The sequence below is a fragment of the Nitrosovibrio sp. Nv6 genome, assembly GCF_900110495.1.
Lineage (GTDB): Bacteria > Pseudomonadota > Gammaproteobacteria > Burkholderiales > Nitrosomonadaceae > Nitrosospira.
Window position 1 is genome coordinate 172,195 of sequence record NZ_FODX01000004.1, and the last position, 23,513, is coordinate 195,707.

At 53.4% G+C, this 23,513-nt stretch carries 21 protein-coding genes; 4 read left to right on the plus strand and 17 right to left on the minus strand.

Annotation, left to right across the window (positions count from 1 at the left end; genetic code table 11):
• Positions 1-40 precede the first annotated feature (40 nt).
• A complete protein-coding gene (locus tag BMX66_RS10675) occupies positions 41-616 on the plus strand; it encodes a DUF2062 domain-containing protein (RefSeq protein ID WP_090882091.1) in 576 nt (191 codons plus the stop codon).
• Between the two features lie 119 nt (positions 617-735).
• Here BMX66_RS10675 and lolD read toward each other — a convergent pair whose 3' ends face one another.
• The 5 genes from lolD to BMX66_RS10700 all read right to left on the minus strand — a co-directional run bounded on the left by lolD (position 736) and on the right by BMX66_RS10700 (position 5,813).
• Positions 736-1,413, minus strand: coding sequence for a lipoprotein-releasing ABC transporter ATP-binding protein LolD (gene lolD / locus BMX66_RS10680; protein ID WP_090881976.1), 678 nt, complete (start codon positions 1,411-1,413; stop codon positions 736-738).
• Positions 1,406-2,653 (minus strand): lipoprotein-releasing ABC transporter permease subunit, encoded by a 1,248-nt coding sequence (locus tag BMX66_RS10685; RefSeq protein ID WP_090881978.1) that lies wholly within the window; start codon positions 2,651-2,653, stop codon positions 1,406-1,408. Before BMX66_RS10685 ends, lolD begins: the two co-directional genes overlap by 8 nt.
• 154 nt (positions 2,654-2,807) lie before the next feature.
• Positions 2,808-4,733, minus strand: coding sequence for a TonB-dependent receptor (locus tag BMX66_RS10690; protein WP_255398910.1), 1,926 nt, complete (start codon positions 4,731-4,733; stop codon positions 2,808-2,810).
• Between the two features lie 301 nt (positions 4,734-5,034).
• Entirely contained in the window at positions 5,035-5,379 is a 345-nt protein-coding gene (locus BMX66_RS10695) for a hypothetical protein (RefSeq protein WP_090881980.1), read from the minus strand.
• A 65-nt stretch (positions 5,380-5,444) separates the two neighbouring features.
• Positions 5,445-5,813 carry a Fur family transcriptional regulator gene (locus tag BMX66_RS10700; protein WP_255398911.1) on the minus strand — a complete coding sequence of 123 codons (369 nt, stop codon included), beginning with the start codon at positions 5,811-5,813 and terminating at the stop codon, positions 5,445-5,447.
• A 254-nt stretch (positions 5,814-6,067) separates the two neighbouring features.
• Here BMX66_RS10700 and BMX66_RS16030 point away from each other — a divergent pair, with 254 nt between their 5' ends.
• Together BMX66_RS16030 and BMX66_RS16035 are read left to right on the plus strand one after the other, a co-directional pair.
• Entirely contained in the window at positions 6,068-6,736 is a 669-nt protein-coding gene (locus BMX66_RS16030) for a right-handed parallel beta-helix repeat-containing protein (protein ID WP_255398912.1), read from the plus strand.
• Positions 6,712-7,332 (plus strand): hypothetical protein, encoded by a 621-nt coding sequence (locus BMX66_RS16035; protein WP_255398913.1) that lies wholly within the window; start codon positions 6,712-6,714, stop codon positions 7,330-7,332. Before BMX66_RS16030 ends, BMX66_RS16035 begins: the two co-directional genes overlap by 25 nt.
• On the opposite strand, the gene BMX66_RS15390 is transcribed toward BMX66_RS16035, so the two are convergent.
• On the minus strand, positions 7,307-7,498 hold the full coding sequence (locus BMX66_RS15390; RefSeq protein ID WP_143058227.1) for a hypothetical protein: 192 nt from the start codon (positions 7,496-7,498) through the stop codon (positions 7,307-7,309). The genes BMX66_RS16035 and BMX66_RS15390 overlap by 26 nt on opposite strands.
• Positions 7,499-7,694: 196 nt before the next feature.
• On the opposite strand from BMX66_RS15390, the gene BMX66_RS10715 reads away from it, so the two are divergent.
• A complete protein-coding gene (locus tag BMX66_RS10715) occupies positions 7,695-9,827 on the plus strand; it encodes a VanZ family protein (RefSeq protein WP_090881984.1) in 2,133 nt (710 codons plus the stop codon).
• 249 nt (positions 9,828-10,076) lie between these two features.
• On the opposite strand, the gene BMX66_RS10720 is transcribed toward BMX66_RS10715, so the two are convergent.
• The 11 genes from BMX66_RS10720 to BMX66_RS10770 form a co-directional block, all read right to left on the minus strand.
• Entirely contained in the window at positions 10,077-10,865 is a 789-nt protein-coding gene (locus tag BMX66_RS10720) for a glutaminyl-peptide cyclotransferase (RefSeq protein ID WP_143058228.1), read from the minus strand.
• Between the two features lie 57 nt (positions 10,866-10,922).
• Positions 10,923-12,116, minus strand: a complete 1,194-nt coding sequence (locus BMX66_RS10725; protein WP_090881988.1) for a GNAT family N-acetyltransferase — start codon at positions 12,114-12,116, stop codon at positions 10,923-10,925.
• 155 nt (positions 12,117-12,271) lie between these two features.
• Entirely contained in the window at positions 12,272-13,459 is a 1,188-nt protein-coding gene (locus BMX66_RS10730; protein WP_143058229.1) for a GNAT family N-acetyltransferase, read from the minus strand.
• Between the two features lie 4 nt (positions 13,460-13,463).
• Positions 13,464-14,408 (minus strand): GNAT family N-acetyltransferase, encoded by a 945-nt coding sequence (locus BMX66_RS10735; protein WP_090881992.1) that lies wholly within the window; start codon positions 14,406-14,408, stop codon positions 13,464-13,466.
• The gene (locus BMX66_RS10740; RefSeq protein WP_090881993.1) at positions 14,405-15,367 is read right to left on the minus strand and encodes a polysaccharide deacetylase family protein; all 963 of its coding nucleotides are present in this window, start codon (positions 15,365-15,367) and stop codon (positions 14,405-14,407) included. The genes BMX66_RS10735 and BMX66_RS10740 overlap by 4 nt, the downstream gene beginning before the upstream one ends.
• A 105-nt stretch (positions 15,368-15,472) precedes the next feature.
• On the minus strand, positions 15,473-17,407 hold the full coding sequence (locus tag BMX66_RS10745; protein WP_090881995.1) for an XrtA/PEP-CTERM system amidotransferase: 1,935 nt from the start codon (positions 17,405-17,407) through the stop codon (positions 15,473-15,475).
• Between the two features lie 27 nt (positions 17,408-17,434).
• A complete protein-coding gene (locus tag BMX66_RS10750; RefSeq protein ID WP_090881997.1) occupies positions 17,435-18,640 on the minus strand; it encodes a TIGR03088 family PEP-CTERM/XrtA system glycosyltransferase in 1,206 nt (401 codons plus the stop codon).
• Positions 18,624-20,219 (minus strand): exosortase A, encoded by a 1,596-nt coding sequence (xrtA, locus tag BMX66_RS10755; RefSeq protein WP_090881999.1) that lies wholly within the window; start codon positions 20,217-20,219, stop codon positions 18,624-18,626. Before xrtA ends, BMX66_RS10750 begins: the two co-directional genes overlap by 17 nt.
• Before the next feature lie 61 nt (positions 20,220-20,280).
• Positions 20,281-21,486, minus strand: a complete 1,206-nt coding sequence (locus tag BMX66_RS10760; RefSeq protein WP_090882000.1) for a TIGR03087 family PEP-CTERM/XrtA system glycosyltransferase — start codon at positions 21,484-21,486, stop codon at positions 20,281-20,283.
• A gap of 4 nt (positions 21,487-21,490) precedes the next feature.
• Positions 21,491-22,516: a FemAB family XrtA/PEP-CTERM system-associated protein gene (locus tag BMX66_RS10765; RefSeq protein ID WP_369826983.1), complete on the minus strand. Its 1,026-nt coding sequence runs from the start codon at positions 22,514-22,516 to the stop codon at positions 21,491-21,493.
• 56 nt (positions 22,517-22,572) lie between these two features.
• Positions 22,573-23,424, minus strand: a complete 852-nt coding sequence (locus BMX66_RS10770; protein WP_090882005.1) for an XrtA system polysaccharide deacetylase — start codon at positions 23,422-23,424, stop codon at positions 22,573-22,575.
• Between the last annotated feature and the right edge of the window lie 89 nt (positions 23,425-23,513).

Here is a 23,513-nt window from a genome sequence, read left to right on the forward strand (position 1 = left end):
TACGTTGCACCCCAAGCCTGTATTTCCGTACACTCTTCTTGTGTCGCGAAAATTTTTCAAAAAATATCTGCCCTCTCACGAGACCATTCGGCAAAACCGTTTTGTCGCGCTATTTGGAAAACGCCTGCACCATCACAATCTGTGGCATCTGCACCGCCGGTCAGTGGCAGGAGGCGTTGCAGTGGGTTTATTTGCCGGCCTGATTCCCGGCAGCAACCCCGTTCAGTTCTTTTTTGCCGCCTTGCTTGCCATCGTTTTCAAGGTAAATCTCCCCGTGTCAGCAATTACGACACTCTATTCCAATCCCTTTACCATCGTGCCAATCTATGTTGCCGCCTACGCCATTGGTGCATTCGTGACAGGCGAGGGCACGGGCAGCATGCCCCAAATGGAGCTGCACCTGATGGACAAGAGCATCAGCGAATGGATTCCCGCATTGATGGATTGGGTGATTTCGCTCGGCAAGCCTTTACTCGTGGGTATATGTCTGCTGGCGCTGCTGCTTTCTCTGGTGGGTTATTTCGTGGTGCGCGGAGGATGGCGGCTATACGCGATTTACGAATGGCGAAAGCGGGCGAAACGACGCAGACAAAACGACGCGGATAAAACCAGGTGAATCGCTTCGGATGAAATAAGCGAAAGGAAGCTCGTCAAGATCTCATCAACTCGTTACAAGATGGATGAAATCAAGCTCCAGGCTGCGGAAATGCCGCACTCGCAACGAGTGTTATAGCTTCATCCGCCCAGTAGGCCGTCTTCCAGATGCAGTATCCGTCCGGCCTTTCTCGCCAGATCGGGATCGTGCGTGACAATGATGAGGCTCGCGTCCATGCTGCGGTTGAGTTCGAGCATCAAATTGAATACGTCTCCCGCCGTGCGCCGGTCGAGGTTGCCGGTTGGTTCATCCGCAAGAACGCAAGCTGGCCGCGTAACCAGCGCGCGCGCGACCGCCGCCCGCTGGCGCTCGCCGCCGGAGAGTTCGCCCGGCGTATGGGTAAGGCGATGGCCCAAACCCACCTGCTTCAGTACTTCTGCCGCGCTGGCATATGCTTTCGTATTGCTCATGCGTCGAATGAGGAGCGGCATGGCAACATTTTCAAGCGCGCTGAACTCCGGCAGCAGATGATGAAACTGATAAATGAAGCCGAGCGACTTGTTACGCAGTTGGCACCTTTCCTCCTCGTGAATGGTAGCGATATCCTGTCCCATGATGCGTATCTGCCCAGCCGTGGGCGCATCCAATCCCCCCAGCAGGTGCAGCAGCGTACTTTTTCCGGAACCTGATGAGCCTACAACGGCAACGGTTTCCCCCGCTTCCACATTCAGGTCTATTCCCATCAGCACCGGCACTTCCAGCTTGCCCTGGTAATAACTCTTGCGCAGGTTCTGGCAGGAAATGATGTTTTTATTCATATCGCAGCGCCTCTGCGGGATTGACTCTGGACGCTCGATAACTTGGATAAAGTGTCGCCAGCAAGGTCAGCACAAACGATACCACGGCCACCGTGATCACATCCGCGAGCTGGAGGTCTGACGGAATTTCACTGATGTAATAGACCTCTCGTGAAAGGAATTGCACGCTGAACACGCGCTCGATCAGCGCTATCACTGCCTCCACGTTGTAGGCCAGCAGTACGCCGCCTATAACGCCCAGTGTTGTTCCCAGGATGCCGATCAGCGTGCCCTGCACGATAAAGACTTTCATGATACTGCGCGGGCTGGCGCCCAGCGTGCGCAGTATTGCAATATCCGACTGCTTGTCGGTTACGGTCATGACCAGGGTGGAAACGATATTGAATGCCGCCACCGCGATAATGAGGGCAAGAATGAGCCCCAGCATGCGCTTCTCGATCTGGATTGCGCGGAAATAGTTGGCATGCTGGCGGCTCCAGTCGGTGATATGGATATCTGCCGAAATCATCGGCGCAAGCTCTCGCGCCACTTGCGGCGCCTGGAACAGATCGTGCAGCTTCAATCGCACACCCGATACCTGATCATCTCCCATTCGATACAGTTTCTGTGCGTCCGCCATGTGAATCAGCACCAGGCCGGAGTCGTACTCGAAATGTCCTGCTTCAAAGATGCCGATAATCGTGAACTGTTTGAGGCGCGGCAATATGCCTGCTGGCGTTACCTGTCCCTGAGGCGAGATCAGAACAATCTTGTCGCCGGTAAATACACCGAGCACTCGTGATAATTCCCGCCCGATGACAATGCCGAATTGACCCGGCACAAGGTCATCCAGCTTGCCGTCTATCATCATCCGCCCAAGATCGGCTACGTTGTCCTCGGTCCCCGGCAGGATGCCCCTTACCACAACGCCGCTGACGACTTGATCGAACGACACCATGCCTTGCGCGCTGACATAAGGTGCGGCAGCCTCTACCTCAGGATGTCTGAGCGCTTCCTCCGCTACCTGACGCCAGTCGGTCAGCCTGCCGTCTATGCCGCTCACCTGGATATGGGACGCCACACCGAGGATACGTGAACGGACTTCTTTCTGAAAACCGTTCATGACCGACATGACAGTGATAAGCGCTGTCATGCCGAGCGTAATACCCAGCAGGGAAATCAGGGAAATGAAAGAGATGAAGTGATTACGGCGCTTCGCGCGGGTATAGCGCAAACCGATAAAGAGTTCGTAAGGCGACACGGATCAGCATACCTGGATACAAAACGGAATCCCGAAGTGTGCCACATTCCTTCTGGGCTTAATAGACAACTGAATATTGAATCGGCAGCAAATACATCTCTGTGGCAGGAAAATGCTTCTGTGATTCCGCCGGGGATTACCCTGCCTGGAAGCATCAAAACTCGCCTCTCAAGCCGACCACCAGCGCCCTTCCCGGCAACGGAGCAAAATTCTTGAGAAAAGAGTTGTGCACACGCATCTCTTCATTAAGCAGATTCTTGCCTTGCAGGAAGACTTTGATGCCATTCGATCTGGTTTCCTTGATGCGATAACTTACTTCGATATTCACCAGGGTATAACCGGGTGTGCTGGTTTCAAGCTCTGCCAGATCATTTTGACGCATCACGCGAGTCGCGCTCACGTTGGATGTCCACGGACCCGTCCTGTGATTGAATTCCAGCCCAAAGCGCAGTGGCGTGATACGGGGTACGTTGCCGCCGTTATCCAGTCTTCCGCGGACATAATCAGTGAATAGGCGCAGATCGATTTCGTCGGGCTTCAATGTAAAGATTGCTTCCGCTTCCACGCCGTAAAACCTTGCTCCGCCCTGCGCAAAATTCTGCACAAGAAATTCTCCATCAGGATCCAGCGCTCCGGTATCGTCGGCTCGATCGGCGATACCGTCCCCGTTGATGTCGGCGCTACGGACAAAAATATAATTGCCAATCCAGTTATGGAATACATTCACCTTCCATGTCACCGGACCGGTAGTCTTGCGTAGGGCGAGGTCGATGTTGCTGGTGGTCTCACTGGTCAGGTTGCTATCGCCAGTCTGAAAAGTAGCTGTTCCATGGTGGGCGCCTTTTATATACAGTTCTTCCGTAGACGGCGCCCGTTGCCCTCGTGTGCCGGACAGGCTCAGCCCATAGCCATCCATTAATTTCCACAAAAGGCCAGCGGATGCGTTATAAAGATTGAATGTGCGTGACGGCAGGTCACTGATCGGGTCCTGCGTGGCATGCTCACCGCGCCCGCCGACTTCCAGGCGCCAGCGATCCCAGTTGTGCTCTTCGACCAGGAATACGCCAGTGGAACGGGACTTCGTGACAGGTATCACAGCCTCTTCGCCCAAAGCGGAAAAATTCCGGTCCCGGAATTGGACTCCGAATACTCCCTTCCAGCCGCGTATTGGCGCATGCAAAAGCTCGGCGCGACTCTCTAATCCCTTATTTTTAAAGCGTGTCGCAATCTCCCCGGTTCCTTCGATTTCATTGTGCTTGTAATCGTTATAACCCATACGCACCTTAAGCTTATCAAAACCCATGATCGGCCTATCCAGCTCTCCCGACAAGTCGTAGCGCGTCTGCTTGAGATCGACCTTCGACCCTTCCGGACTGGGTATGCCATACTCGCTTTCGAGGCGAGAGAATGATCCACCAATAAAGCCTCTCTCGCCTACGAACGATCCGCCCGCAGATAAGCCTCCGGAATCGACTGCGCTATTTTCGACGATGCCTTTTCGACTATTCGGGTCGCTCTCGTTCGCCCGTCCGGGAATGTGGTAATCACCGGTTTTTCGCCTGAAGCCACCTATACTCCAGGATGCGCGCCCAACGCTGCCGTTCGCATTGAAAGCGCCGGTGCGTTCCTCGGTCGCGGTATTTCCGCGCACTTCGAAGTCGCCTTTTACTGTTTTGAATCGTTGGTTCGGAATACGGGTATTTATGACGTTGACAACCCCGCCCGAAGCCCCGCTGCCATAGAGCAAGGTGGCCGGACCTCGCAGGATTTCGATCTGGGAAGCATTAAGCGATTCAGCGGTTACTGCATGATCCGGGCTGATCGAAGAGATATCCAGCGTGCCGATGCCATTCTCCAGCACACGGATACGAGGACCATCCAGGCCGCGGATGATCGGTCGGCCCGCACCTGGACCAAAGGAGCTCGACGCCACACCCAACTCGCGGGATAGCGTGTCGCCGAGGCTTGCTTCCCGCTTCCGGCGCAGATCGTCGCCCCGCAATACTGAAACAGGCTGAGCCATATCAAGCTCGCTGCGATCCTCAAATGGCGCGCCGGTCACTACTACAGCTGGCAGCATACTGTCCTTGACGGTATTTTGGGCTTGAACGAGTGATATGCCTAACAGGTCAAGGATTAATATGCAAATGACAAAACATGCTCCAGCGCTGCGCGAAGGCGTGCCCGGGATATTACAGCTTGGACGATTCATGCTAACTTCTTGAAAGATGCAACTTGATGAGCGATAAGTTTCATGCAGCCCAGTTGCGCCGTGCGCCACATCGGCACAACGGGTTTTATGGATGGGCGCAACCCAAATCATCGGAAACGCCGGACAACAGGTTTCCGATGGAGGCCAACTGATTAAGAAAGCAATGGAATTACGCTTGCGGGGGCCCGCGGGTGAGATAGAGAGAGGAAAAATTGAGGAGGACAAGCCCCGATTTGAAATACGGCAGGGGCTGATGGCTTATTCGATTACGGAAGAAAATCGCCAGGACGGCGAAAATAACGCTGAAGCCTGTTAGAGCCAGGCAGTCAAGACAGATACGGTCGCTGTCGATACCCGCATCGGTATCGGTTTCGCTCTCTTCCTGCTGGCCATCGGCATGAGCCATGCCGCCGGTATCGGCTTCGCCGACGTGCGTAAGCGCATGCGCCGCCTGCAGGACCGGGACGAATGCCAACGCGGACACTAAAATCAAAAATAATATCTTACGCAACATCGAGTAACGCTTTCACCAAAACCAAGCCTGTTGTTCTCGAATAAAATCGGTTATCTGAATTCCCATTACGCGCACTCGGCACATAATCCCTTTACCGTCAGTTCGATTTCCTGAGACCGGTAACCGGCGGGCAACGGGCGATCATACTCAACCTTCATTTCATCGAGGCAAATTACCGTAGTGCACCGCATACATTCAAAATGCGCATGCTGATGCGGGTATATATGGGTATTTGCCCGAAAACGCCACGTACGGTCGTCGCTCACCACTTTATGCACAAAACATTTGTCGTTCAACCATTCAAGCACGCGGTAGAGCGTTACACGGTCCAGCCTGTGCGTTGTGTTGCGCAAGCGCTCCTCGATTTCATGGTGCGTGACAGTGCGCTGTTCCGCCAGTAGCATGGCAAGAATTTGAACTCGACTGGATGTCACTCGTTCTCCGCGGCGGCGGATCATCTCTTCTGCCTGCTTCTGAAGATTCGACATGAATATGAATGTTGGATTTTGCAACAAAGTTGCATCTACTATATCCGGATAAACGCGCACGCGCAATCCCCCCTTTTTCAGTAACAGGAATGTGGGAAGTATTCAAGGATGAACTGCTGATGACTCGCCGGTCTCTACGTTTTTAAAATGGCCAGATCCACGCGCACCCCTTTTCAGTTGGTCATGATGCTGGCCGGTATTTGCGTGGCTCATCGCCCAGCTTTTCCGGTCAGGTCTATACGGCAACCCCCGATACCTATCGTGTCAGACTCAAGATACTGGAGCCGGGAGATTCCTTACAGCTCATGCCGGGAGAGTACAAGGATGGCCTGCCGATCCATTATCTTCATGGCACGTCCCCCGCACCGATTATGATCTCGGGACCGGACAAAGGCCCGCGTGCTATTTTTGTGGCACGGCCGGGCCATAACACGGTGAGCATCGTGAATTCGAGTTACATCGCTATCCGCAATCTGGATATCGACGGGCGTCAGCTTACGGTGGATGGCGTGAAATGCGAAGGGCACGCGGATTGGGCCCATCATATTACGCTTGATGGATTACGCGTATATGGCCACGGCAATGATCAGCAAACAGTCGCCATTTCAACCAAATGCCCGGCCTGGGGCTGGGTAATACGCCACAATGTGATCACAGATGCCGGAACCGGCCTCTATCTCGGAGATTCGGATGGTCGCGCCCCGTTTATTAACGGATTGATTGAGCACAATCTGATCGTCGATACGCTGGGCTACAATCTGCAGATCAAGCATCAGCAACTTCGGCCGGTTCTTCCGGAAATACCGGTTGAGCCCAGCACTACGATCATTTCGGAGCCAAAACGATGCCCAGGCCCAATGTGCTGGTAGGGCACTGGCCGCTTTCCGGACCGGGGTCAGATGACATGTATCTCGTCTACGATAATTTCTTTTACCAGAATCCGCACGAATCGTTATTCCAGGGAGAAGGGAATATCGCGCTGTACAATAACCTGTTTGTAAATCATTTCGGCGATGGGGCTCGCATTCAACCACACCACGGCACTACACGCACGATAAGCGTGTTCTACAATACTGTCATAGCGAAGGGATCCGGCATAACTATCTTGCGCCGCTGGCAGGATCCGGTATATCAGCAACTCGTCTCGGGTAATATCATATTCGCCCTGTCACCGTTGCGCGGCGCTTCCACGGAAAGCAATCTGACGGGTGGTTTCGACGAGGCCCGGAATCATCTTGCCCGGCCATTCGCACCTTTAGGTGAAATGAACCTGGCATCTGCGGGCATCAAGGTGCGAAAACATGCCGGAAACAGCGCGCGCTTTGCTATTTACCCGGACGCCGGCATGGACTTCGACGGCGGGGGTTTGATTGGCGCAGACAGGATAGGCGCTTATTCGCTTGATAAAGACCAGCCCCGCTGGCTGCCGGCGCTGGAGATCAAGCCAGCGCCTCCTGCGCGATAAGAAGCATCTCTGCTTTCTTCAACCTGAATCCGGTAGTTGGACGGAGTGGAGTGTGCGGTTTTTGGGTGCAGGGCAAGGCGCGATGGTGCGGAATGGCGCGACCCCGGAGCGGGATGCGGGCGCTATGAAACGCGGTCGCGGCATCCGCTTCGCGGGGCTCCTGCATGCTACGCTCCGGGACGCCCCATTCCAAGGAGTTGCAACGCAGCCATGTGCCGCAAAAACTGCTCAAGCCGCACCGCAGCGAACTCACCAAAAAGATGAAGGCCAGGCGATACAAAAAGTCATTGTGGATCATAACGCCAAACTGAAAAATAAGCGGTCGACTGCCGGATTCAGGTTCAACAGAAGACATTCATAAAATGAGAATTCTCGCGGTTATCTTATTACTGATTGCTTATGGGTCGTTGTATCCTGGCGACTTTTCCGCGCCACCGGAAGGCGCCGTAAAAACATTCCTCACCGATTTCCGCTGGTTCACCTCGCGGGGGGATGTGCTAGGTAATATCGCGCTGTTTTTTCCTCTTGGAATGGCGTCTATTATATTTTCGCCGGACAGACTCGATAGCCGGGGTCGTATTGCCGGATATCTTCTTCTGGCGCTTGTGTACGCGTTTGCCCTTCAGTTAGCGCAGGTTTGGCTGCCCTCCCGTTCTGCCGCGCTGGCGGATGTGGTCTGGAATATGACGGGCATGATCTCGGGGATGGCGGCGGCAGGTCTTGTCGCAAAGCGTTCCCCGGGAAACGTGCAATTGTTCAATTACGCTTCGCTGATACCGCTATCAGTATTGATGTTATGGCTGCTCACCGAGCTATTGCCGCTGGTGCCGTCTCTGGATTTGCAAAAATTCAAGGATGCGCTGAAGCCGCTCCTCCTCGAGCTCCGCTTTTCCCTCCCGGAAACGATCATGCATGCGGCCGGGGTCTTTGTCGCTGGCTGCGCTTTCGTGGCGCTGGGGCGCCAACCAGCTTCATGGTTGGGGGCCGCCCTATTGCTGGTTATGGCGGGGAAACTCGCTGTCGTGAATCTGGCATTGGATGCATCGGTCGTGATAGGGATGCTGGCGGGTTATGCGGGTTGCCTGTTGGTGCCGCGCCTCGGCAGCTCAAAGATGATCTTTGAAGCAGCCTTCCTGCTACTGTTTGCAGCCTGGACCATTACCGGGGTAACGCCTTTCTCTCCCGCACCGGGTGGAACCTTTAATGGCGTTCCTTTTGCCACTATGCTTCAGGGATCCGTGGAAACCGCTGCGCGGGGATTGGCCCGGTCCTTGTTTGTTTATACGGCTCTGCTGTGGCTTGGGCAAAAAGCGGGGCTTGGTATCAGAAAAACGGTAGGTGGACTCGTCATATTGACCTGCTTGATCGAGCTGTTACAGATGGGCTTGCTGGGCCGCACTGCAGACGTGACAGAGCCGATCTTGTTACTGCTGATTGGCTGGGTGTTTCCCGAAATGCAAAGCCAGGAGGCGCGCTCCGGACGCAAAAACAGTACGCAAGTGCTGGCAACAGAGCCGTTCCCTGTCAGTGCGGTCCGAACAGAAATAAGCGCGGAAATGAGTGGAATGCGTATGCTTGGTCTGGTAGCGGCGGGGATTGCGATAACGGTGGCAATTGCGTGGTTAATCACGAAGTCGGCTTTAACCCCCTATAATGTTCGAGAACTGGTGTATGAAGGCCACCCCTTCAGATCGCTCCTATTGCTTGCAACACTGCTGTATTGGGCGATTGGTTTTCCGGTACTGATTTCACAATGGCTGGCGCGGGGTGAGTTGTATCTGCTCAGCTTGCCGCCCCTGGTATTGCTGCATGGCTTGATTGCATGGATACTGTTGTGGTCAGCTGTACCAACCGAGAGTCTTCACGATGTGGTCGGATCACCTGTTCTTGGATGGCCGTGGGAATGGGAATTGCTCGGCCGTTTCGTAGCATTGTTCAGCGTCTGGAGCGTAGCGGCGGTAGGAGGAAGCGTTATCGCAGGGTGGCGGTTTCTTCCCAATCCCAAAATTGCCCTACTGGGCTGGGCAGCTGCCGCCTGCCTGATTATGCCACTTTCGTATTATGTCGTCGTTCGTGAGGCATCCACTGATAATCTGGTCGAGCTTATGGCCGGCAATGGCAGCATAGGCTCGTTCTTGCTGATCAGCCTGGCTGTCACGTTGATCACTTTTGGCGGAGCCAAAGCGGCGCTTGCATCCGTTCCCGGCGCGGCACAAAGGTTGAGGGCAGCGGCGTGGATGCTTTTGTCAGGAATTCTGGCCTACCTGACGCTTTATTTTGGCCTGGAACAGGTAATCGTCAAGTATGGGCAGGTTTTTTCCGCAATGCAGTTTTTGCTGAGCAGCGATCGTGCGCATTTGGCCGGACCGAATGAGTTGATAATTCGGTACACCACACTATACGGTTTTGTCATGATGGCAACCACAATGGTGCAATATCCCCTATGGCGTTGGGTCATGTCATCCCCGGAGATATCATCTGCGACCAAAAAATGAGTGCTGAAAGTTTCAGCTATGACAGCTTTCGTTCTATGAATATTATTCATTCAACGAACACTTCGGTTCTGACCCGCGGATCATTCATCATATCAGCGCATAACGGAGCGAACACTCTGGCTTGCATTACCGGAAAGTAAAGCAATCAATAAAACTCGGCGCATCATATGCGTAACAGAGCACCGGTGCTCCAACCAGCAGAGCGGCAACATGGTTGAGGCATATCTGATGATCCTTCCAGGTTGGCCATTATTTATGGGGGTGAAGCGGGATGAAAATCTCGAACAGGCGTGGCCACCGTTTGCCGGTCACGTAAAAGGTTTCAGTGGAAGGCGAGTAGGCGATGCCATTAATCATGTCGTGAAAATCCCTCCGGCCAGACTGAGCAACGATGGCACGACAATCGATCACCCGCAGAACGCGCCCATCTGTACTATCTATTTCATAGATACAGCTATCGAATTGAACATTTGCGTAGATCCTGCCATTGACACATTCGAGATCATTGATGCGTTCCAGCGGCCTTCGATTCATATGAACCGAAAGGCTGGAAATAACGGAAAATTGCGCGTCCCTGAACGTCAGCTTATTGGAACCGTTGCTCATCAGAAAGAATCCGCGGCAGCGCGCCAGACCCCATCCTTCACCTTCGTAAGTGAATTCACTGCAGGGTTTCAAGCTGTAAAGATCATAGACAATGGCACGCCCAGAAGTATAAGTGAGTTGCACCAGGCAGCCATTGAGGACGGCAATACCCTCACACCATTCGTTTTCAATTCTGATTTCCCAACGCACGTCGCCACTCTCGGGGTCGAGGCAGCGTAGACGTGAAGCGCCAACAAGGCCGGTGTTCTCGTAGAGATGTTTGTCATGAAAGGCGAGCCCCTGCGTGTACGCCCCTGAATCATGCGGCAGGATACGCTTGACTTGGGGTATCACCTTGGGCAGGCCATGAGTGCGGAGATGGAAATGGGCAAGCGCCAGCGGTTTCTTGAGACCGCAGTAATCCAGCAGCTGAATGATTTTGTCATGCTTCATTCGAGCGGCATGACCGGAAATATCGATACTGTGTGTGCCGGTTTTGGCATTCCGCACCTACTGGACGACGCCAAGCTTCCACAATAGTTTGCGCATGCGTTTGCGCAGGCCGTAACGCTCGAGGAATCGGCCGGCAGTGATGGATATCTGGTTGCAACCATGCATGGCATGAGTGATGAGGCTGCTGCGCCAGTAGCGTGGTATGAGATAGAAATAGCGCTCGACTGTTGCAGCATTACTGAGCCGTTGCTTATGGAGGTTGTCGTCGTTACCAAAATCGAAGCGCTGCACTTGGCCCGGCGTGGCGAGAAGATCGGGAATGATCTCGGTATGAAGGAATATGCCTGCCTGCAATTTTGCCCAATCTGGATCATAGCCGATTTCCTGAGCATGATAGCAGCCTTGGTACAAGTGACCTACCTGAAAGGCAATGGGTTGGTTGTTTGCAAACAGGACATAGCTGCGAAACCAACCCAGCTCAGCAGTTGTTCCATAGCGACCCTCTAGAAGTGTCCGGCTGCGTAGTCCACCCCCTAGTAGTCTGTATTGATAAGTGCGGGCCGACACCGCCATGGCAGCATCCAGAAATGCGCCTACCTCGTCCGAGCCTCGATAGCACACAGTCCGGTACGTGGCGGTCTCGGCGATGAATCGCTTTCGGGTGCGTTTGAGATCGCCGCGGGTGCTGGCACTGAGTTGTCCCAGGTAGTGGGCATAATCACCGGTAAAGTCTATGTAACGATGGGCGTACCGTTCGCCATATTGAAGGATATGATACTGCTTGCGTAACGGCGAGCCCTCGGCGAGTAGTTCCGCCAAGGGTGATCCATCAGCTACCGATTCCAGGAATAGTGCCTCGTTGGGGTTCAGTTGATCTCGCAATTGCTCAAACAGAGTTAGCAGGCCTGCGGATTCATTCGTAACAAGATCGGACTCCATCGGAGGCGGGGCAAATAATGTATAGCGGCGGATCGGATGGGAATACAGCGTCCAGTCGCTAAGCGCAATGCGCAACGCTGATGGATGTACAAGAAATACCGCCGAGCCAGCACGTATACCAGCCTGTTCGAGAATAAATCCCTCCACGTGCTTGTCGCCGCCATCGGCGAGTGCTGCCACCCAGCGCGGGTCCTGATGCAGAGACATACTTCCGCAAGGGCTGTGGAGCCGCATCGCATCAATGAACAATTGCTCCAGTTCCAATTTCTTCCAGATCGCGGCTGTAGTCCAGGTCGGCGTTAACATCACCATGCCGGAATTCCAGTTCGAACGGCAACAATAAATGGCGGCTTATTGAAGCGCATTATCTTCCTGAAGAATATCTCAATCCATCCATAATTTTTAAATTGAAAACCTCTTGCATCTTTCATATCTCAAAAGAGTCCCAGTCTCGCCCTAGTATAACCTTAGCTCTTGCCTGAAGAACGCTTTACGGCGGCCGTACGGACAAATCGTTTTATGCGCTCTTTCAGGCCGCTCGCTTCAAGCCAGTATCCGATTCTCTCGGAAAGGAAATTTACCGCGACCAAGGTGCCCGCATAAAATGTGCCGGGCCATCCCCGCGGGATCAAGTAGTAATGCCTCTCCTCTCGTGATGTGTTGGACATTCTCTGTTTATACAAACTGTCTCCAGCCAGGAAATCAAATCGGCAAATGCCGTCTGCCAGCAGATCGGCCATAACCTCTGTATGTAGGTAAATACCTGGTTGCAGCTTGGATATGGCTGGGTCATACCCTACATGATGTGCATAATAGGTGTACCTGTCGTGATAACCAAGCTGGAAAGCAACGGGTTTATCGTCGATCTGAAGAACATATGCTTTAAGCCAACCATGTACCGCCATCTTCTGAAGGTATGCGACCTGTTCGGGCGTGTCTTCAAGACCAAGGCCAAGCAGATGATACTGATAGGTCTTCCGGGATACCTGCGCCAAAGCCGCTGCCAGCTCGCCGACATGTTCCGGTTCGGTGTAGCGAACCAGCGTTACCACCCCCCCTGCCTTCACGTTAAAATTCTTGCGCGTGCGACGGGCATCCTTACGGCTTTCGCTTCCCAATGTCCGGAGATAATCCTCAAATTGCGCTCCCGTCGGCAACTCGATGAGGCGTCTGGTATAGATCGGGCCGTAGGGCACCACGTGAAAGAGTTTGTAAATCGAACTGCCCGGTAATGTCAGCAGGTTGGCCAGGGGCGAATCTGCTCGTACGCTCTCGAAAAATACAACACCACGTGCGCCTATTGCTTCGCGGAGTGGCTTGAATAATCCAGCAAGCGACGACGAGTCCTTGCATAGCGGTGCGCCCTGCATCGCATACCTTCGCACGGGAACGCGAAATAGGGTTGCCTCGCCAAAGCAATAGGTGAGCATACCTGGATGAACAAAAAAGGGAGCATAACCACAAGGATGTTGTCGATCGCCCTGCAGGAAATAATGTATCGATTTATCCGAGCTGTCGACACGGCTGCTCAGCCAGCGCGGGTCAAGCTCAAGCGGTACGGAGCCTAGCGGAGAGAGGTCAATGGCATTGCCTGAAATGTTGGCCCGACACCAGTGCATCACGACTTTTCCCTTGAAATGGAGCGACGAAGGCAAGTCATCAAATTCCAAATCGCATCATTTTTTTTACTTTTGACTTAAGTCCGAACTGATCAAGCTTCCCGCCGATTACAGCACTGATATTGTCGACGGTCCTCTGACTATGCAGCAGAAACCTGTTCCGCATATTGGCACGCAGAAAAAAAACATTCGCGCACTGAATATTGTGGGTTGCAAATAGCTTTTTGTGCTCTGATTGTCCTTCCGTGAAATCAAAAAACTGAAATGTACGCTCCTCGAATAAATGCTGCAGGGCAAGCCACTGCAAAACGGTGCCCACTGAGAAATTCATATAGGTAGGATCGTATCCGAGAAAGGCATAGATCAGCACTCCGTTTGTAACCGGGCAATAGAGATATGAGATAGGCTTATCTTGATAAAAAAGAATGAACCCGCGAACCCGATCCTGGTGAGCAAGCTGCTCCATTTGTTGGCGGAATTCATCAGAGTCGGGCAAGCCTTCATCAAGCAGCCTTTCCTGATACGTTATTTTGGACACAGCACGAGCTAATCGAAAGAACTCCAGCATCTCCCCGGGAGCTTTGTAAACCTTCCAGGAGATGTTACCGCCGCAATATTCTGCGTATTTTCTAACTTTACGATTGAGGGTTGAGCGCGTTTTGGACGAGAACTTGCTCGTGTATTCTGAAAATGGCATCCCTCGCATATCGATGTAATAGTGCGGATACTGGGACGATACGTAGCAGAGGTAATCATTCCGCCTGCTAATCGCTGGCTGCTTCCCGATAATGGGTAATGATCGTATCAAAAAGCCCTGGCTGCGCTCTTGAAGAGGATCGGTTGGCGGTACCAGTTCTGCTACTGGCGGGATTTCATCATCCAACCCTATTTCCCGCACTTGTAACCACAACTTGGGCGCGAGCAACGTCTTGTCACCGAACTGTATCTTTATTGGCACTTGGTAATAATGCCAGTTTTGGTTCAACGAAACCCCCGGCGCAAACCCTGCTCCATCATTCTGAGTCCAGTTTTCCAGATTGGCGAAGTAAGGGGTGCGGGCTGTGAAAGTACAGGCGCCGGGATCAAACCGTGAAAACCCCGGACGCGAAAGCAATCCCGATGGCGGTCCAGAAAAGAACAGAGCCGGCGAAAGCGGCCCACCACGATTTCATCCGGCCGGTTCATCGCGCTATCAAGCAGTTCGAAATTATGAGAGAGAATAACAAACGCCTTACGCTCCGACTCCAGCGCTTGCCAGAGCAGACCTTCCATCTCACGGGAAGAACATGCCGTTATCTGTACATGCCGCAACGAGCGCGTCCCGCTATGAAAAACCGTCATGGGATATTCATAGACGCCTTCGCACTCGGCGGGCTCTACAAGTGGAACCGTCGGACTGACCCCGCTATCCAGTCCAAACATACTGGCGTTGTAGCTGCTATCGAAGGCAATGCGATTCGCAGCCAATGCCTGAAGGGTTTCCGTGTTGAAGCCGAAGCTTCCTGCTCGAAAGGCGTTCACACTTGGGCCTCCAGCTGATTCGATCAAATTCATCCCTGCTCGAATCAGAATCGTCTGCTCTTCCAAAGAAAAATAACGCAAGAACTGTTTTTTACCGCGGATGTTGTCCAGCAAAGGTTCATTTGATTCATCGACCCATTCGGTATGCATGTGAAGCTGTACTTCATGGTCCTTCTCACGGATCAGGCTAAGAATCTCCGATAACCGTTCCAGCCCAAACCGGGTCGAAAAGAGCGGCTCAACGAAGAATACGCCCGTCAGGCCATGCTCCTGCAACTGGTGCAATTGATACGGTAAACCATAATCACCTCGGGACGTGGGGCCGTAGATATATCGCTGAAATGCGCTCGGAAACTTGGCATCAATGTCTTTCCAGCCATCGCACCACACTTCGACGTCAACGGTAAGAAATACGTCGATCATTATTTGTCACCCCGGCGCCTCTGGAAGTGATGAGAGCCTGTTTTTCTCCAACAACCCTCGATATCAGCGGCATCCCTGTTATTTCCGGGTGTGCGATTACACATGTTATGCCACCTTCAGATCATTCTTGTATGAGCGCGGTTGCTCCGCGTGGAGCACATTGCGCAGGAATGATTCAAACATCAGCAGTGACCACAGGGAAGCGCTGTAATCACGCCGTCCCGATTGATGCTGGTCAAGCATCTCTTTCAGAAAAGCCTGGTTGAAGATTCCGGTATTGGCCAGGACGGGGCCCATCAAGGCATTGTTCAATTTCTGTCGAAGTGGACCGCGAAACCAGCTTGCCAGCGGCACCGAAAATCCCATCTTGTCGCGATAAAGGATGTCATTTGAAAGATAGGGTTCCAGCGACTTCTTGAATACATACTTGCCCTCTTGACCATGGAGCTTGAAAGAGACAGGAAGGCCCGAGATCCATTCCACCAGCTTATGATCCAGCAACGGCACTCGCACTTCCAGGGCATGCGCCATGCTTGCCCGGTCCACTTTGGTCAGGATATCGCCTGCGAGATAGGTTTTCATATCCACGTATTGCACGCGGGACAGCGAATCCTGTGCGGGGCATTTGCCGGCATGCATGCGCAGCACTTCCACGGCCTGATACCCCTGGAGACTGCGCTTGAAGGAATCGCTGAACAGGCACTGGCGCATCTTATCCTTCATGATCGAAACGCTATGGAAGTAGCCTTCCACCGAATCCCTGGCCAGAGCTTCAAAGGTGGACTTTGCGCGCAAAACTTTTGGCGCCCAGTCAGCCTTGGGATACAGGCTTCCAAGCAGGCCGAACAGGGGCTTGCGCAATCCCAGCGGCAGCGCGGATCTCATCCGCTCCTCATAAACGTGCCAGCGGTAGCGCCGGTAGCCGGCAAGATTTTCATCGCCACCGTCGCCCGACAATGCTACCGTTACACGCTTTCTTGCCAACTCGCAAACCCGGTAGGTAGGCATGGCCGAACTGTCGGCGAAAGGTTCGTCATACAGGGAGGCCAGCTTGTCTATAAGGTCAAAATCATCCTGGTCCACCTGACTTACATTGTGCCGGGTGTGATAGCGGTCGGCTACTTTTTGCGCGTACGCCGATTCGTTGAAGGCAGGATCGCCAAAAGAGATGGAGCATGTATTAACCGGTTCTTCCGCGATGTCGGCCATCATGGCGACTACCGCACTTGAATCGACCCCACCCGACAGGAAAGCACCCAGCGGCACCTCGGTCATGAGATGGATCTTTACCGATTCGCGCAACCGGACTATCAGTTCTTCCTGCGCTTCCTGCTCAGTGATGGAATCATGCAGTATAAACGGCACATCCCAGTACTGGCGCGGCTCGGGCATACTTTTTCCGCTGTGGAGTTTCAGGGTATGGGCTGGGGAAAGTTTAAAAGCCTGGCGGAATATTGTTTTTGGCTCAGGGATATAGCCATAAGCAAAGTAATCCTCGATTGCATGAGGATCCATATCGCGGATGAAATCCGGATGAGCAAGCAGCGCTTTGAGCTCAGACCCGAAAATGAGGGTGCCATCCGTTAGCAGGCTATAGTAGAGCGGTTTGATACCAAGCCGGTCGCGCGCAAGAAACAGAACTTGTTGGTTACGATCCCACAAGCCGAATGCAAACATGCCACGGAAACGGTTCACGCAATGCTCGCCCCACTCTTCCCAGGCGTGGACGATGACTTCTGTATCGCAATGGGTGCGAAAAACGTGCCCCAGGGCGGCAAGCTCTCTGGCGAGCTCCTGAAAGTTGTAGATTTCGCCGTTGAAAACCACCACTACGCTGCCATCTTCGTTGAAAAGCGGTTGCTGCCCGCTGGAGACGTCCATAATCGAAAGTCGGCGGTGGCCCAAGCCTACGCCCGCCTCTGTATACAGCTCTCCTTCATCCGGTCCGCGGTGGACCTGAATCTGGTTCATTCGACCCAGCAGTGCCCGGTCGATTTCCCTTTTCCCGCGAGTATCAAATAGCCCGACGATCCCACACATGGTGTTCTTTCCTCGTTGTTCGGAACGCTACAGGCGCAAAGCCTTATCGTAGACCCCGAGATAGCCTTGGGTCATGGCCTCGAGACTGAAGCTTGCCTCGATTTGTTGCCGTGCTGCTTTGCCGTGATTGGCGATCAAAACCGGGTTTCGATAATATTTCAATATCGCGTCCTTCATTGCCGCCGGTACGTCCGGGGGAATGAGCATTCCTGTACGCCCTTCTCTCACAAGTTCCGCATTTCCACCAACGTTTGTCGCGATTACCGGCAAACCAGTAGACATCGCTTCCAGTATCGTATTTGATATGCCCTCGCCCAAGGAAGGGAGCACAAACAGATCCATGGCGCGCATCAGTTGCGGAATGTCGGCACGCTCGCCTGGAAACCACGCAAGAGCCTCTGCTCCCGCTTGGCGCAACATGTCGGCGCATGCTTGCCGCGAGTTTCCTTCACCAATAATCAGAAGCCGAACGCGTTCCCGAGCCTCCGGCACTTCTTTCACCAGCAACAGAAAAGCCCGAATCAGGCTGGGAAAATTTTTAACCTCGGTCATTCTGCCGACACTGCCAATGACGAAAGTATTTTTCGTGAAAAATCCTTCCGGCAGGTCGCCAGAAAGTGCAGCGCCAATGCCTTCGCTATTACGGGGATGAAAACGGAGACTGTCAACCCCATTGTAGATCTGGTTAATTCGATCTGGCGTGGCTCCCACGGTATTGATGAGCCAGCCTTCCAGATCTTTGCTGACCGTGATGAAATGATTTACAAAAGGGCGAATTCCCTTTCGGAGGAGATTGTATTTACGATTTTTTCCGTACAAGTCAAAAACATCCCGGCCGTGCTCGCCGTGCACTCGTGCCCGGGCTCCTGCAAAGGCGGCAATTACCTGACCCTCCATGGTCCCGAGATTGCGAGTATGTACGATGTCCGGCCTCAGCCGCCTGAATGTCTTGAAGAGATTGAGATAAACGCTGAAATCCTGCCCCTCGCGCTTATGCAGCGCCACGATTTCGACATTCTCCCTGGTTATCCGCCGCCGGAAATCCGAGTATCCTTTCAAACACACGATCGCGTGGCGATAGCGCTCGGGCGGGATATGATTGATCAGGTTTACAAGCCCATTTTCCAGGCCACCTACACCCAAATGGTGGATTACATGAACGATAAGTGGCGGCTGCTGAGCACTTCCAGCAGGTTTTATCGGGCCTTGCCGATGACTAGCGATTGCCTGCATTCCGAACCACGTCTGCAATGGCGGGCAACATATCGCCGAGAAAAGCCTGAAGTACCGGCACAGCTTCGTCTGGTGTCTCTTCGTATTGAGCGGCGATAATAATCTCTGCGCCATCGCCGCCCCTGCCCAGGAGCTTATTTCTGGCCAGGATGAATTTGGCCAAGTAGGGACTGGCGGTGATCTCATCGCCGAGCCAATACCAGCGCCATACAAGCAGCTTTTTCGAGGACGAGCGCAGCGAGTTCTGGTTAACGGTTTCCTCCTGAGGCCCGAAGGATACACTTCGCTTATCCTGTTTGATGTCGTGCCAACTGGATCCGTTTTCTCCAGCGAGTACATTTTGATAGCTGATCAATTCCGCTCCCTGCTGCTGATTGCGGTAATAACTGATGTAAAGATCCACCGCTCCTTCTCTATTCCGGTAGGTTTGCAGCAATTGGGCAGTAGCGCCCACATATTCAGGCTTCCAGTCGGAAACCTGGCTTGAACTGATCCGCCACTTTCCACGAATACCGGGGATTTCAATTTCGGACCCGGACGCTGAGGCGCCGAAATACTCGCGCTCCAGGTGATCGGCATACAGTGGCCAAATGTATGCCACGGCAAGGACAGCGGCAGCAGCGAAAACGGTGCTCCTCAGCGCAGGCTTGCTGGCCGGTTCTGACCCGTTTTCATGTTTGCTGGCGGTCCTGTTATCGATATCGTATTCGTTGTCATCCTCGCGCCAGAAGGAGCCGATCCAGAATAACAGCAACATCACGACGCCGAAGAATAACCAGCCGTAGATCAGGTGATCGATCCCCACAGCCAACTGCATGTCGCTCAGATGGCCGGTCATTACGATCAGATAGGCGCGGATGCCGTTGGCAACAATAGGCACAATCACGGATAAGGCAATGAATGCCAGACGACGCTTCAGGCTACGGTATGTCATGTATGCATAAAGCGTACCTAGTGTAAAAGAGGCGATCAGATAACGTAAGCCGCTGCAGGCTTCCACAACGGACCAATTTCCGCTCGGAATGGAAAAAAAACTGCCTTCCCGATAAACAGGAATACCGGTCCATTGAAGCGCCGTTACGGTAAAGTCGGCGGTAAAATCGATCAGTGGCGAAATCAATCCATCCCCAAAAGGTACCGCGAGCAGGAGATAAGCCAGCGGAAAAGCGAGCGCCCAGACGATGCGGCTTCCCAGCATTGCCCAAACTGTGGCGGGAACCATCGCAATCAGTAACAGTTGCGCAAATACCTGGACGCCGGCCAGCGTTGCCAGCAGCCAGCAAAAACCGAGGCTGGCAAGCGCCAGCAGAGCCAGGAGATTGGGCTGAGAGGAAAGTTTACCGAGATGCTTGCGTTGTCCCCAGATCAGGTAGGCGCTGAAGGGAAAAATGAGAAAGCCATGGGCAAACGTTTCGGACCGCATCCAGATTGAAATCATGGACCAAGTGGTTTCGCGGTAGCCGATGAGGATTGCTGCAATAGTGGTGAGAGTGAGCAGAGCGACGGCCACCCTCAGCTTCTGCTGATCCGGTGCTGCCGTGGAATCATGCGTGACCTGTTGCGGCATTTGCACATTCATACCCCGTCATCTCCCGCGGCTCGTATTTTCTTTTGCAAGGTATGTAAATGGTTCCGGTTAATCAACTTGTCTGCGGTTGTGACAGGAGCGTGTCGATTCGGCCCAGGCTTTCATTCCAGCTGTAGTCTTTTAGAACGCGAGCTCTGGCGGCACAGCCGATGGCACGGTTTGGCGCGCACTGCAGCAGCGTAATAATTCGGCTGACAAATTCGCTTTCATCGTTGGCGACTACCAGTTCCTGATCAGGCGAGGCGCTTATTCCCTCCACCGCTTGAGGAGACGCGATTACGATCTTTTCCATTGCCATGGCTTCCAGCACTTTATTCTGTATTCCACGAGCGATGCGCAGCGGCGCAACGGCCAGCGACGCATGGGCAAGATACGGCCGGACGTCCGGCACCGACCCGGTTACCGTCACGCCGGGAAGAGCAGAAAGAGCCGTTACCGTTGCCGTCGGACGGGCGCCAACAATATAGAACTCAACCTTGGGCAGTTGAGCGCTAATAGCCGGGAAGACGCTGCGTGCAAACCACTCCACCGCATCAACGTTGGCCCAGTAATCCATAGCGCCGACAAAGATCAGGATACTCGTTCCGGCTGGGTACGGATTAGGGTAAATATTTTGCGGGGAGAAATAGCCTGCGTCGACACCATTATTGAAATAAGTGACTTTTGCTGCGGCTTCCGGAGCAAGTTGCTTGAATAGATCGGCCTCCGCCTCGGAAACGAAGGTTGCGCTATCAAAATCCCTGACGACCTGTCTTTCGTAGCCGAGCAACAACCTCGACTCACGCTGGTAGATCCAGCTCATCGGCCAGCTCGTGGTCGCCGCATATTGCATCCATTTATCCGAATCGATATCCACGAAATCCATGGTTCGGCGGACATGACTGGCATGACTGACATATTGCGCCATCGCCGATGAGAAGATCAGGACGTCTCTAACAGGCCGTGTTCCAAGCATATCGTTTACCCATGCCTGCAACCGCTTGTCCCGATAATAGGGCAAGCTTAGAGGCTGCCCGGAAAAAAGGCCGCGGAGACTACGTAGACGTGCCATCCTGGGGTGAAGATCGAGAAAACAGGTTTCCCCACAAAGGTTTCTGACCTTCTCCAGATACTTCCGGTCATTCTCGTCATCAATAAACGTGCCGAGATGAATCCGATAGCGTTCGCTCAAATGCTTGAGCAGATGATAAGACCTTATTTTGTCTCCCTTGTTCGGCGGATAAGGAATTCGGTGGACAAGGTAAAGAAGTTCCTGCATTGACCTAACCCAGATTCCTTACTATGTGGGGGCCGACAAGATTCGCGAGCGAAAGGGGGAGTTTCCGCCACGCCTTGATGAAGAGCTGATATTTGGGGTTAAGAGGGTTATGGTCGGGCACCACTTCGGACCGATGGAGCTGGTATTCGTAGTGAAGCGGTTGCGGCTCGAATCCCCAGTTCTTCTTGAAATCGAAAGAGCCGGAATTACGTTTGCTACGACCGAAGTCAAAGGTTTTATAGCCTCTTTCACATGCGCGCCGCATCAATTCCCAATACATGAAATCGTTTCCTGCCACATCTCTCGCCTCACTGGTCCCGCCCCCGTAATAAGGCAGGACTTCGTCGCGAAAATAAAAACTCATCACGCCGCTGATAGTACGCCCCCCTTTGACGATAATCATGAGTTCGCAATCGTCCGCGAAAACCTCTTCGAGAAGGCGGAAATATTGTTTCGAGAAAACAGGCGTGCCAAGGCGGTGTACGCTGGCGGAATAGGCCGAAAAAAAGCGTCCCGTATCCTCGTCTATGGTACTCTCCAGTCCGCTTTTGATACCCTTTCGCACCATCGCGCGCTGCTTGCGTGGGATCTGCTGCATGTTCTGGTCCACTTCCGGCGCTATCTCTTTGCGGAAAGTCACGTAGAGGTCCTTGGTCGGCCAGTCCGCGTGCAGCATTTTCACGTTCCGGTATTCAAGGTGATCCACGCGAAGCCGTGAAGCAAGCGCCTGAGCGGCGTGGTCAAGCGCTTCCCGGCTGGGGTCCGATATTGCGGCGATTCCCCCGTAGACACAAAATGGCAGGGAACTCAGGGAATGACCAAAAAGGCGACTGTTGATTTCTGCCAGAGGCAGAACTCCCTGAATCTGCCCGCCTGATTCAGCGTATAGAAACCAGGTTTTATGCCCGAATGCACGCTCGATCACCGTCTGCCAGCCGGCACGATGAAAGAAGGTGGCTTCGGGACTGGCGAGTACGAATTCATCCCATCGTTTCGTCTCTTGTGGTTGCAACAGATGTACCGATGGCATGCCGACCTGAAGAGAGGAATCCCTGTGATCGTCCTGGACCAGATCGATGACAGCACTCATGCATCCTGTTCCAGAAAAATACGGTCCACACGGTCCCACTTGAAATCGCGGATAAGTGTCCTTACCCGGTCCTCCATACGATTGAGATTGTAATAATGGCGAAAGCGTGTCTTCATGCTGATACCCGTTTGCCGCGGTTGCTGATGATCGATTTCCCAAGGGTGAAAATAGAAGATCGCGGATTGTTTTTCAAGCTGATTCAATCTCTGCAGGAACCATCGTGAAACCGGGTAGGGCCACAACCGGAAATAGCCGCCGCCACCAGCAGGAAGGTTCCGCTTGAACACGCGCATTGTAGTGATCGGCACCTCGAGCAAGCCGTTGGCGCGGCGCGGATAATAGGCGAAGCGCGGCGCATCGGGTATGCCGTAATGGTCGTGCTGAATCGGATAAATGCTGGAACTGTAGCGGTAACCAGCTTCCTCAAGCAGGTCCAGAGCCCACTGATTATGACGGCCTATGGAAAAGCTCGGCGCCCGGTAACCAAGTACCGCCTGACCACCGATATCTTCAAGAATCGCTTTACTTCTGGTTATATCGTCACGGAATTCATGGGGTTCCTGATCCGAAACCCGATGATGAGCCCATCCATGGCTTGCAAGTTCGTGGCCATTTGCGACGATTCGTTTGACCATGGCGGGGTAACGGTCGGCGATCCATCCCAAGGTAAAAAAAGTCGCTTGAGTACCTTCCTCATTCAGCAAGGCGAGGATTCGATCAATATTGAATTCCACCCGGCAGGATATGGACGTCCACGATTCCCTCGGAATATGAGAAGCAAAAGCCGAAACCTGAAAATAGTCCTCCACGTCGACGGTCATCGCGTTGCGTATCGGTAACGGATTCATTTGAACACCTCGTGCTGTCCAGGCAAGACGACCGGCTTTGCAGTCTGCGGCTCAGGCGTTTGTGGGTAGAGCCCGGCGAATCCTGCGGA